This is a genomic window from Terrisporobacter petrolearius (genome assembly GCF_020748185.1).
GTDB lineage: Bacteria > Bacillota > Clostridia > Peptostreptococcales > Peptostreptococcaceae > Terrisporobacter > Terrisporobacter petrolearius.
On record NZ_JAHZMO010000002.1, the window covers coordinates 178,941 to 191,052 of the forward strand.

Genomic DNA, 12,112 nt, shown 5'->3' on the forward strand with positions numbered 1-12,112 from the left:
GAACTATTAGTCTAATAATTTTTTATATTCTTCAATATCATCAAATTTTGTTCCAAAACTTGATGGTATATCACTTATATTTTTCATATTTATTGGTTTACCCTTATTTAGTTGATTAATAGTTAAATCAAAAGAATTATCTTCTTTTAAACTAATTTCAAAATTTTGCCCATCACTACTTAATTTATAGGTATTATCTTTTTTTGAAATTTCATACATTCCTTTATCAACTTCTCTATTATCAATATATTCAACAAAACTATTGTCTGTTTTATTAAATGAAATTTGAACATGATATCCATTTACTGCATCACTCTGATAAAATCCGTGCAAAGGTAAATTTGCCTTAGATGATGAACAACCAATTAATAGTAATGTGACAGAAAAAATTAATATAGAAAATATATTTCTTTTCATATTTCTAGTCCCCCTTTATATAATTAATATTAGATAGCTATTATAAGAGTTATAATAGCAGATTTAAACTTTATGCAAAACATATTTATTTAATTGTTTAATATTAATGTTTTGAAATCAGTTTCTATGAACTAGACTTGTATTAGTAAAACCCTTAAGGCATTGGGTGTTATGATGTATTTTAAACTTGGTGTAATGAGAGCATGATATACTTTATATTGTGGTATTTTGTGATTAATAAGGTCTTGAAACATAGGTCTTATTAATAACAAAAGTATTACGAATATGATATTTAATTAAAATAAAAACCTAATAACAAAAAACACATCCGTCAAAATTCGTATGCAGCTTGAATAAGGAAGGAAAGAAAGCGAAGAAGAATGCGACAGTAAAAGAAGAAAATTTGTGTAACAATGCCCTTAGAATCGAATTGAATGAATTTTAAGGGCATTGGCTTTTTATAAAAAATTAAAATATGTTGAGCTTTTGTAAAATATGTATAAAATAACTTACTAAAATTAAAACATTGAATGTAATTGTAACTATCTTGAATTTTATACTTCTACTATCTGAAATATCATAGTTATCTATTTTTTCGCAAAAGTATGATAAAGTAAAATAATTAGATAGTAGTAGAAGTATAAAAAAAATACGCATAGATATTGATGTTTCAAAATCTTTATAAATAAGAGGTAAAACAATCATAAAGCCTAAAATAATATTAGTTAGTGATGGGCCAATGAACTTTGTCTTTTCTAATTCATATACTTTTTCTTTTTTCTTTATATCATTCATAATATCAGATCCTTCCAATAATAAATTATCTAATAATAAATTATAAAGTTTAGCAAGCCGAACTAAACTTTCTATATCAGGGAAATTTTTATCATTTTCCCAATTTGAAATTGATTTAGTAGAAACAAAAATTTTTTCAGCTACTTGTTCTTGCGTTAAGTTTAAATCTAGTCTTTGTTGTTTTAGTATTGCACTTATCTTCATAATCTCTCCTTAAAGTTAAATGTAGTAATAGCATATTATTGGGGTTAAAAATAATCTATCCAAAGTATTTCATATAGCATTTTTTAATATAGAAACAAGTTTCTAGTTAGCTTATTTACTGATTTTACCATAAATAAATTAAATTCACAAAATACAATTGTTCCTTAAAAATACATATCAAAGATAACTAGTAAAAAAGCCCTTAAAATCCATTTATTTGGATTTTAAAGGCTTTAACTTTATGTAAAATACATGACTAGTCCCTAAAGTAAAATTTTAAGACTTGTTAGAGTAATGTTCGTTTAATATATATATCTGACAATCATACGGAAATTTGCTCCTCTAAACTTACATTTAAACACTAATATTGTTTACTGTTTTTAGAAAAATAATAAAGAAATGAAAAGATGCGGATAATCCATAAAGCAAGTATTGATAATGCAAATCCTACATTATTTGAATATATAGCATATGCAGTGATAGCAAAGATAGTAAACGTCTCGATATCATAGGCATTTGTTTTTGCTTTTTCGATTAACATAATATTTCTTTCATCTTTAACAGCAATTTGATCCTTATTATAACTTTCGGAATTTTTTAAAAAATTTAAAATTCTTTTTAATTGGAATAACGAAAGCCCAAGAGAAGCTCCGGAAATACCTAATAAAGCTGATGAATAATGTGTATTATCAAATACGAGATAACCTAATATGAAAAATATAACGGTAATACATATTAACAATATAAGTTTAAATTTTTCTTTATGTAATTTAACAGTTTTCATTTTTAATTCTCCTCATAAATAAATATTTCTTCAATTTGCATACTGAAATAACGAGCAATCTTAAACGCTAATATTATAGATGGGTTATATCTCCCCCTTTCTAATGAGCCTACTGTTTGTCTAGAAACTTCTAATGCATTGGCTAATTCTTCTTGAGTTACTTTATACTGTCTTCTTATTTCTTCTAATCGATTTTTCATATATTAATAACTCCTTTATTACATTAATGGAAAGTATACTTTCCATTAATTGTAGCTTACCATTCGTTTGATGTCAAGTTTACTTTCCATGAAAATAAGTGACCACTAAAACAGATGTTTTAGTGGTCATTCTTTAAAAATACTATTCCCTAAAAACACATTTAGAGTTTAATAAAAAAATATAGTCTGTAGATGCACCAGTGAGAGAATTTATATACTTATTTTTGAGACACAAAAGAAAGTGTTCCATGCCTTTTTTGATTTTAAATTACTATATTACTAGGTTATAATAGGGTAGTATAATTTAAATACACATATATGTTAGTAGGATTGTCAGTTAAGCATTCAAATTCACGATTTTTTAGATATTTTTTATGTTGTTTTGTTTAATATTAATGTTTTAAAATTAATGTTTTGAAATCAGTTTCGATGAACTGGACTTGTGTTAGTAAAACCCTTAAGGCACTGAGTGTTGTGATGTATTTAAACTTTGGAGATCATTTGTACTTACTGTAAAAATGAAATGGTAAAAGTTGCGAGTATTACTGTTATACATAAAAAATAGTCTCCCAAAAACCATAGAATCTTTTTTATTTATTATTTTCTTTTTCTAAAATTGGATATTTATGAGGAACTTTCTCATCATCTATTCCATTACCCATTTTATTATCAATACCTAAACTCATTTTATACTGATGAACTGTGTCAAATCTATTATAACTATATACATATGTCAAATCATTATCGTCTTTGTACTTAACTAAGTATGCTATAGATGAAGTTTTTTTATCCTTTGTTTTTTCTATACTTTCTATATTATTTTTATCTACGTGTTGTGCTTTTATGTATAATTGAAAACTCTTTTCGGCCTCATTCCATTGATAAGGATATATCTCATAACGATAGTAAAAACTGGCCCCAATTAGAAATATCGCAAATAAAAAAATATATATGTATTTCTTTTTCATAATATAGATTTCTCCTTTTTAAACAATGTATATGTTACAACTTAAATGATACTATTTTACTTATAACTATATACAAATCGAACTTACTTTTTTTACTATCAGATAAATTGATTTTTACTTTATATAAACCTTTTTGGGATACAAAATCAAAATTATATTCACTTTTAGATTTTTGATTTGCATTATCATATGTAGTTCCATTTGGATCTTCTATTTCAACTGAAATAAATTCTTTTGATAAGTTCTTTATCATTATCATTTTCTTTTCATCTAAATTTATATCAAATTCATATTTATTTTCCATATCCTTTGTTTCTTTGACTACTTCATCATAATAATTTATATAATTTTTTGACGAATCATTTGGAAATTTTAGGTCTTTTTCTAATGATATAATTTTATTAGACTTTTCTTCTTCATTTTTAATATTAGAATCCTTCAATTCATTTTTATTACAAGAAACTAATATTAATAAAAGTAAACTTAATGGTAATATTTTTTTATTATATTTTTCTTCATAAAAAATCCCCCTATCTATCTGGAATATAAATCGTTATAACACCTGTTGAATGATTACTTATTGCATATGGAGTTGCTATTTTAGCTGTTTGACTTAATTTAGTTACCAATTTACTTCTGTATCAAATAAATTTAATATAGAAAACCTAAAATTATATAATGTAATAGAATTATTAAAATAACTGTAGATAAAATATAAGTGGTTTTATTTTTTAATTAAGTTTTCAGTAAATTTCACTGAGGTAAGGCTAGGAGTATATCCTTCATAATTTAAAAATGCACCAATAATAGAATTATTTTCACTAACTATTAAAGATAATGTTACAATTCCATCATTGAACTTAGAATGTTCATTTAATTGATATGTACTAATTTTAAAATTATTTTTGTTTTTTTCAATAATATCTTCATCATATCCACCTTTTTTACATGATGATACAATCATAGAAAATACATGCTCGTCTTTAATATCTAATTTTAAATCGTATTCACTTTTATCTTTTTTTAAAGAATATCCATTTTCTTTAGCTATTTTTTGACCTTCATTAAATGTATTTAAGTATTCTGTTGTGGTACCTTCTTTTGTCTGACATCCAATTATTAAAATAACTGTAGATAAAATATAAAATAATATAAGTATATATTTCTTCAAACTATTTCCTCCATACACTCTTTATTTGTTAGATTTTTTTACTAATATACTATCAATTATATTAAACGAAATAACACTATTACCCTTTATTTATAAATAAAAAACTTAAGTAATGTTATAGTTTATCAAAGTTAGACAATGAGAATATAATAAGTTCTCGAAAGGCCATATCAAATAGATTTAAAAAGTGGGATATGAATTAAATAAGGAAAGTAATCAGTATTAAAACACTATTGAAATAGTTGCTAAAGATATATAAAAGCAAGAAAGTAGTAATAATGTAGTTAACGAGGATAAATTAGAAATAGACAACTTTGAAGGAAAAGTTGTTGTTAGGTCATATAAACTATATGAGCCTATTTTAAAAGAATTTTTAGATAAATATAGATAAAGACCATACTGTATTTTTACAGAAAAAGTGTAAATTGGCCTTTATCTATATTTATTATACTTTTTCTTTTAGGTTTATACCCTTTCAATTTTACTATTTCAGGTATTAATTTTATATTTTTTATATAAGTTCATACTTATCATAGCTCTCAAATATTATAAAAAATAACGTATATTAAGAACAAAAATATCTGTAATAAAAAGAAAATTGATTTATAATCTCTATAAATTTTCTAGTTCCTTAGTTATTAATTCTTTGTTAATTTTTGATGCTTCAAATTCAATGATTTCATAATTACCTAAATTGTTAATATAAAATGGTCTTCTTTTATAATTCTACTTACTTCTTCTTTATCAGCGTTACATAAAATTATTCCACCTGTTCTAGGGTTCTTTCTTCCTGAACATATAAATTTGTTATTTGCATAATATTTATTTAAAAACCCTATATGTTCCTCTAGTTTTTGTTCAATTTTTTTCAAATCAACTGTATACGTTATGTTTACTATTACCATATGTACATCCCCTTTAATAAAATATATTTACTGTATTAAAATTAGTCCTTTTAAGTTTTAAAGTCAAGTATAAAATAACATAACGAGTAAAATAAGTCGTTCTACTATTTTTCTTTTAATTAATATTATCCTTTAGACAATAAAAAAGTTGCTTCGAAAAGCAACTTTTTTGTTTTTATATATTATAGTAAAATACTCATTATAATTGTATTTTTATATAGATAATTGTTCTGATTCCAAAGAAGTGTTACTTCCTTCTCTTTTATTCAAATCTTTTTTCAACAATTGATAAATAACAGATACTGTAGGAATTCCAAATAGGACACCTTGAATTCCAAACAATCCTCCACCTACCATAACTGCTGCAAATACCCAAATACCAGGAAGTCCAATAGAAGAACCTACCACCTTTGGATAAATAAATTGATTTTCTAATTGTTGTAACACAACTATAAACACTAAAAATAACATTGCCTGAGTTGGTGACACTGTAAAAATCATAATAAATCCAACAATTGCACCAATATAAGCTCCAGCTATAGGAATCAATGCACTACATCCCATAAGTACTCCTACCATAAGTGCATATGGGAATTTAAAAATAAACATTCCTACTGTACAAAGTGTTCCAAGTATTATAGCTTCTGTACATTGTCCAACTATAAAGTTGTGGAAACTCTTATCAATTACTCTTAGCACATAAAATGTTCTTTCACTTATTTTAGGACTTGTGTATGTGTTTATTAGTCTAGTAAATTGATTACTTAGTTTTTCTTTTCCACCTAATATATAAATGGCAAATATTGAACCTACTACAAAATTAAATACTACTGAGAAGACACCAGTCACATATTCTATAACAGTTCCTGCTCCAGAAGTAAACCACTTAAAACCATTATCAATTATTTCTTTCCAGTTTATCATATCCATATTAAAATTGGCTATATCTTTAGGCAGCAAGTTTTGTATATTAGGATTAGAATTTAATAAATTAACCATGTGATCTATAAAAGGCGGAATACTAGAAACAAGCACTTCAATAGATGATTTTAACTCAGGTATTATTAACCTTGCTACTAATATAAATATAATCACAACGCTACCAATTGATAAAAGTATTGATATTGTTCTTTTAAACTTAAGTAGTCTTTCACTTCTACATTTTTCAAATAATACTTTCTCGTAAAACTTCATGATAATATTTAAAATATAAGCAATCATGCACCCAACTATTAGAGGGTTGGCTACTGCTATAAACGTTCTTACTCCTGCCGAAATATTTTTCCAGTAATAAATCATAAGAAATAAAGCCATTATTGAAAGTCCTATTTTTATAAATATATTTTTTTCTATTTTCATTGTAAATCTCCTTTTGCTAATAGGCTATTAGCGTGTTACCAATACGTTCCTTAATTTTGTATATTGTTTTTCTAGCTAATATTACAATATATTTTATTGAAAATCAAGTAAAAAAGATATAGGGCTTAGTATTATACTAATTCTATATCTTTTTAATTTATAATTTCATTAAAATTATTATAGCTGAACCTACAACAACTTTGCACATGTACATTAAAACAGCTATTTTTTTCGTGCTGGCAATTCATCATACATAGAATCAAACAACCTTGTCAAAAAGTTTTTGCTATCCACATCATTAACAAGCAACATTTTCTTTGCTCCTTCATAAGGTAATTCGTAAGAAGCTGTGGGCATAAGTGATTTTGCTGAATCAATAGGTTTTACAAGTAATCTATCGTCATAAATACCACCTACAATTTTACCACGGTAATAAATAATAAATTCTCCCATCATAGCTCTATATGAAATTTCTTCTAAATCAGATAATTGTTCTAAAATAAAATCCAAATACTCTCTACTTGAAGCCATCTTCTCCACCTCACTAATTTATATTAACAATATATTGTCACCAAATATTTGTTTCTTAAAATGTTGGTTTTTACAATAATTTACTCAAAATCCACATCACTTGCTCTCAAAGTTATATAATCGTACTCATACTCGTTGTTGCTGCTTATACCTATGTGAAACTCATATAAATCATCCACTTTATATATTTCATCGTAAATCCAGTATGAATTTTCCTCCAAATTATTTTCTATAATCTGCCCATTTCTATAAATTATCTTATTTATATCTGTAAAACCGCCACTATTATCAAGATCAAAGACAATATCATCTCCAACTTTTTTCACACTTAAAATCTCACAGTCATGAAAATCATAATTGTCTAGGATTTTCTGTGGAATTTGTTTTTCTATCTTTTTAAAGTAATTAAAGTAATCCTTCATTACTTTTTCTGTTGTTTTTTCATTTTCTTTGCAATATTTTTCTATTCTCTTTTTAATATCTTTTGATGCCTTATTAAGAGCCAAGACTCTTATATCTGCCACATCCTCTAGAATATCTTTAGGCAAATTATTTTTCAAAAATTCTATTTCATACTTATGACTTTGGGCAAATTCACTTGTCAATTTTGCCTCATCGTATTCTTCTATTTCTAAGTTTTCTGCTGCTTCTCTTTCTTCTTCTAGTATGTTATTTCTAAGTTCTTCTACTTCCTCTTGTGACATAAATTCACTAACACTTACCATATTACCTTCTTCATCCAAAACAGATATTTCATTCCAATCTGATTCGTCAAATTCATCTTCTTCTGTCATTTCACATAACTCTTTTTGCTCTTGTAAGAAGTTTTTCAATTCTTTTTTATATAAATCTAGGTAATATGTTTCATCGAATTTTTCTGCTTTTTTTGTAGCTCTCATTAACATGTGTATGTCAGTTCTTCCCATGTCCCTTTGATATTCTTTTGTAAAAAACTTCATAATAACTTCCCCTTTTTAAATAAAGTTAATAATTTTTTATTTTATAATGCCGTCTATTTTAATCCTACTTAAAATTCTACATTATTTTTATCATAGATATCAACTTTAATTTAAATTTCCTAAGCAATTTTATATTTATTTTTTATATATCATATCTATATGTGGAATATTATCTTCTAAATATTCCTCTGAAACAGCTTTAAACCCAAGACTGTTATAAAAATCAAGTAAATATGCTTGTGCCTGAATTTTTATAGTATTTTCAGACAAATCATTTTCTATAAATTCAATAGCTTTTTGCATCATTTTTCTTGAAATTCCTTTTCCACGATAACTTTTCTTAACAGCTACTCTTCCTATTGATATTTCATCGTAAGAGACTCCTTTTTCTAAAATTCTCAAGTAAGAAACTATTTCTCCATTTTCTCTCAAAAATAAATGATAGGAATTTAAATCTTTATCATCACAGTCTAAATAGGGACATTCTTGTTCTACAATAAATATTTCATTTCTTAATGCTAAAATCTTGTATATCTCTTCTATATTAAGTTCGTTAAATTTTTTAATCTTCCAATTCATAAAGTTACCTCCATCTACATTCTACTTAAACTCCCTATAAAAACATAAAAGCACCCAGCCTAATCCCTCCTTAAAAAGGCCCTAGTGGGAAAAGACACAGTGCTTTTTAATACTCTTACCCGGGGATAAGAACAAACATCGTATTATTTAATTATCAATAATAATAACATATGTATGACTTTTAATCAATCTGTTGTTTGAATCATAATGCCAAGTTCTTGGAAATATATTTTTCAACAGTATAAATTTGCTATAAACCTTTTTTCATAACAACAGCAGGTAATAGTTTTTTATTCCAGTTTAAGGTTATATTTTCTATACTTTCAAAACCATTTTTTCTCCAAAAATCAAGAACACGTTTATCATAATTTGTAACAACATCAATTCTTAAGCTAGTACTATTGCTTGACTTTATGTACATTTCAAATAATTCATATACCTTTATTCCTATACCTTGTCCTTTAAGATTACTATTAATCATAAGCAATGATAAATATGTTTCTTTATCTACTTTAAAATCAATTATACCTACTATTTCATTTGAATTTTTTTGAACAATTTTACATGAGTAAAACCCTTCATTTTTCATTATCTTTAATTCATCACGTACCCATTTTGTACTTATACTTTCTTTACCTATGTGACTTTTTAAAAAAAGCTTATTTGAGTTATATATTCTTACAATATCATTTAAATCTTTATTCTCAATTAAGTTTATATAAAAATCATTAAATTCAAAATAAATAATTCTCTCACCCCCTTGATATAAATATGATTATATTAATTGGTCTAAAAGTAAAATAAATCTGTTTAATTTAAATTATCTATTTTCTTCAAATATAATCTCTGAAGAATATTTTTTTTCAGAATCTAAACGTAGTTTATAAAAAAACTGTAGCCACTCTGGCTGTATGTCTACTTCATCTGCTAATTTTCTAAGTGTTCTTTTACCTATACGTCTATCCATTATAGCAAACATTCTAATTATTGGATTTTCAGATGCAATACTTTTTTCAATAGGTAATCCTTTATACTCTCTAATTGCTTCAGTAACATCGCAAATATCAAAATCTCCATTATTTATTGACATCTCTATAAATTTATCTTCAATAACTTTGTTTTCTTCTTCATATAAATATCCATCACCAGTCCATTCTCTATCTGGCACATCAAGCGCTACTTTAGTCCTACATTCCAATTTGTAATATCCCTTTACATAGTATGCAAATGGATTTGCTTTAGCATATTCATTTTTATCAACTCTAACACAAAACCTTCCATAGTCATCATGTGCGTCACGATAATGTGTCAAAAAATAATGAACACGACCTCTCAAACTTTCACACAAAAACTCTTCTTCTAATTCTTTTTTTAACCCACTCCATGATTTCCCCATATATATCTCCTTTTATAGATCTCATTTAATTAACTTTTGTTTATATAATAATAACTCAAATTCTTACCTCGTATCAAGTTATACCAACTATATATTCTAATAGGTTTTAAATATATTAACATATAATATTAAGTGAAATACTTACTTATGAGGAATTGTTAAAAATCTAAAAAGGGGGGCACATTTTTGTGCACCCCCTCTCACTTACTTAGTATAATTTAAAAATCTATCTATTATTACAGCAATTGTAATCCCTATAAAATAGCTTATTAAGTCCATCCATAAGAAACCATGTCCAAGTACTAAAGCTCCAATAGTAGTTTTGCGTATGGCATTTATCCACATTTTCATTTCACAATAACTTGAACTAATAACCAAAATTAGCATCCTTGCTTGTTATATAGTTCTGTTATTATTCTAACTAAGATTCATTCTTTTGAGATATTTTTTGTGTTGTTATTTTGTCTATTTCTTTCTTAAGCTCTTTTAAGTAAGGAGAAAATCCCACCTTATCTGCACCATAAGTAAGCTGCAAGTCATATTCTAATGGAATCCAAGTACTAATATCCGCCTCGTTATGCTGAATAACTGCCTCTAAATTATCTAAAGCTTTGTAAATCTTAGCTTCATCAGTCTTACGTTCATTCATTTCCTTTAGAAGTTCTGTGAATTCTTCACGGTAAGGACTCGGGAAACTTGCAATCCATTTGAAGAATACCTCATCCTCTTTTTCACTATCTTCTTGTTTTTTCTCAAAAGCAGGAATATCGCCAGTAAAGGCTTCTCCTAAATCATGAATCAAACACATACGAATTACCTTGTCCATATCGATGTCTGGAAATTCGTCACGCATTAATAATGCCATTAATGCAATACGCCAGCTATGTTCTGCCACACTTTCATGGCGTCCACTGGATGTCCATGAATGTCTAGTATTGCATTTCAGTTTTTCTGCTACTGTTAATATTTCTAGAAACGTTGTTGTATTCATAGAAAGTTCCCCCCTAGAATTTTTATTTACAAGACTTACATAACTTCATATATATAATATCATACTATAGTCTTTTGATTAAATAAAAAGCCCTTCATCTAGCAAAGACAAGAGCCAATTTCTTAAGTTTACTTTGGTATATAAGCGTTAACGTCTTCTTTTGATAACATTGCAGATTTTTAAAAATGCTATAATAAAAATAAGTACGTTATTGTTATATATTAGAAATTAGTATATATAATATAAAGTTTAACAAAAACTATACCTTATAGCTAAAACATTAAAACTTCTAAGATATCGTTATTTTATAGTTGTAATAGTTAAAAAAGTGCAACAATCCAAAAAAAATAACAAAAATTTAATATGTGCCACTTTGAAGATAAATTCGGGTGGTTAATTTTATAGAAATATATGGTATGGAAGGAGAGTGTTTTAAAAATGATACAGACCTTTGGGGTAACATATGGTTTAAAAAAAGGAAAATTGACAGTATATAACAAAAAGATAATTATTACAATATTTTCCTTTATTTTTTAATGGACTCAATATATTTATTAAATCTATGAGGAATTAAATCAAATAACAAACCAAGAATAATAAAAGTTATTAATATAGTTACATATACTATTCCACCTTCGATATCTTTATTTATAGATATCGTAATTAACGGCACTACAAAAAATTCATATAATCTTCGATATAAGATATTTTCAGGAATAGATTCTTTTTTACAGCTATTACAATGTATAATATTTTTATATTTTTTAGATAGTAAAATATCATAAATTTCAAAGTTTTTATTGCAATTAGGACATTTTATAAGTGATTTCATATATTACATGCTCTCCTTCGT

At 25.7% G+C, this 12,112-nt stretch carries 17 protein-coding genes; all 17 read right to left on the reverse strand.

Annotated elements, in window-relative coordinates:
- Positions 1-6: 6 nt before the first annotated feature.
- The 17 genes from K0040_RS02250 to K0040_RS02330 all read right to left on the reverse strand — a co-directional run bounded on the left by K0040_RS02250 (position 7) and on the right by K0040_RS02330 (position 12,091).
- Positions 7-417, reverse strand: a complete 411-nt coding sequence (locus K0040_RS02250) for a hypothetical protein (RefSeq protein ID WP_228107350.1) — start codon at positions 415-417, stop codon at positions 7-9.
- A 468-nt stretch (positions 418-885) separates the two neighbouring features.
- Positions 886-1,416, reverse strand: a complete 531-nt coding sequence (locus K0040_RS02255; RefSeq protein WP_228107351.1) for a helix-turn-helix domain-containing protein — start codon at positions 1,414-1,416, stop codon at positions 886-888.
- 361 nt (positions 1,417-1,777) lie between these two features.
- A complete protein-coding gene (locus K0040_RS02260; protein ID WP_228107352.1) occupies positions 1,778-2,200 on the reverse strand; it encodes a hypothetical protein in 423 nt (140 codons plus the stop codon).
- A 2-nt stretch (positions 2,201-2,202) separates the two neighbouring features.
- Entirely contained in the window at positions 2,203-2,400 is a 198-nt protein-coding gene (locus K0040_RS02265) for a helix-turn-helix transcriptional regulator (protein ID WP_228107353.1), read from the reverse strand.
- A 590-nt stretch (positions 2,401-2,990) separates the two neighbouring features.
- Positions 2,991-3,368 carry a DUF3139 domain-containing protein gene (locus K0040_RS02270; protein WP_228107354.1) on the reverse strand — a complete coding sequence of 126 codons (378 nt, stop codon included), beginning with the start codon at positions 3,366-3,368 and terminating at the stop codon, positions 2,991-2,993.
- Between the two features lie 34 nt (positions 3,369-3,402).
- A complete protein-coding gene (locus tag K0040_RS02275) occupies positions 3,403-3,810 on the reverse strand; it encodes a hypothetical protein (protein ID WP_228107355.1) in 408 nt (135 codons plus the stop codon).
- 282 nt (positions 3,811-4,092) lie between these two features.
- A complete protein-coding gene (locus tag K0040_RS02280; RefSeq protein ID WP_228107356.1) occupies positions 4,093-4,539 on the reverse strand; it encodes a hypothetical protein in 447 nt (148 codons plus the stop codon).
- A 689-nt stretch (positions 4,540-5,228) separates the two neighbouring features.
- Positions 5,229-5,444 carry a YciI family protein gene (locus K0040_RS02285; RefSeq protein WP_316718970.1) on the reverse strand — a complete coding sequence of 72 codons (216 nt, stop codon included), beginning with the start codon at positions 5,442-5,444 and terminating at the stop codon, positions 5,229-5,231.
- A 213-nt stretch (positions 5,445-5,657) separates the two neighbouring features.
- A complete protein-coding gene (locus K0040_RS02290; protein WP_228107357.1) occupies positions 5,658-6,803 on the reverse strand; it encodes an AI-2E family transporter in 1,146 nt (381 codons plus the stop codon).
- Between the two features lie 222 nt (positions 6,804-7,025).
- Complete coding sequence (locus tag K0040_RS02295; RefSeq protein ID WP_228107358.1) at positions 7,026-7,334, reverse strand: TfoX/Sxy family protein; 309 nt, start codon at positions 7,332-7,334, stop codon at positions 7,026-7,028.
- 80 nt (positions 7,335-7,414) lie between these two features.
- Positions 7,415-8,293 (reverse strand): DUF4085 family protein, encoded by an 879-nt coding sequence (locus K0040_RS02300; RefSeq protein ID WP_228107359.1) that lies wholly within the window; start codon positions 8,291-8,293, stop codon positions 7,415-7,417.
- Positions 8,294-8,428: 135 nt separating this feature from the next.
- Complete coding sequence (locus K0040_RS02305; RefSeq protein ID WP_228107360.1) at positions 8,429-8,872, reverse strand: GNAT family N-acetyltransferase; 444 nt, start codon at positions 8,870-8,872, stop codon at positions 8,429-8,431.
- A 250-nt stretch (positions 8,873-9,122) separates the two neighbouring features.
- The gene (locus K0040_RS02310; protein WP_331476263.1) at positions 9,123-9,620 is read right to left on the reverse strand and encodes a GNAT family N-acetyltransferase; all 498 of its coding nucleotides are present in this window, start codon (positions 9,618-9,620) and stop codon (positions 9,123-9,125) included.
- A 72-nt stretch (positions 9,621-9,692) separates the two neighbouring features.
- Complete coding sequence (locus tag K0040_RS02315; RefSeq protein WP_228107362.1) at positions 9,693-10,268, reverse strand: SF0329 family protein; 576 nt, start codon at positions 10,266-10,268, stop codon at positions 9,693-9,695.
- 204 nt (positions 10,269-10,472) lie between these two features.
- Positions 10,473-10,646 carry a DUF2809 domain-containing protein gene (locus K0040_RS02320; RefSeq protein WP_228107363.1) on the reverse strand — a complete coding sequence of 58 codons (174 nt, stop codon included), beginning with the start codon at positions 10,644-10,646 and terminating at the stop codon, positions 10,473-10,475.
- 43 nt (positions 10,647-10,689) lie between these two features.
- Entirely contained in the window at positions 10,690-11,259 is a 570-nt protein-coding gene (locus K0040_RS02325) for an HD domain-containing protein (RefSeq protein WP_228107364.1), read from the reverse strand.
- Between the two features lie 526 nt (positions 11,260-11,785).
- Positions 11,786-12,091 (reverse strand): hypothetical protein, encoded by a 306-nt coding sequence (locus tag K0040_RS02330; protein WP_228107365.1) that lies wholly within the window; start codon positions 12,089-12,091, stop codon positions 11,786-11,788.
- Positions 12,092-12,112: the final 21 nt, after the last annotated feature.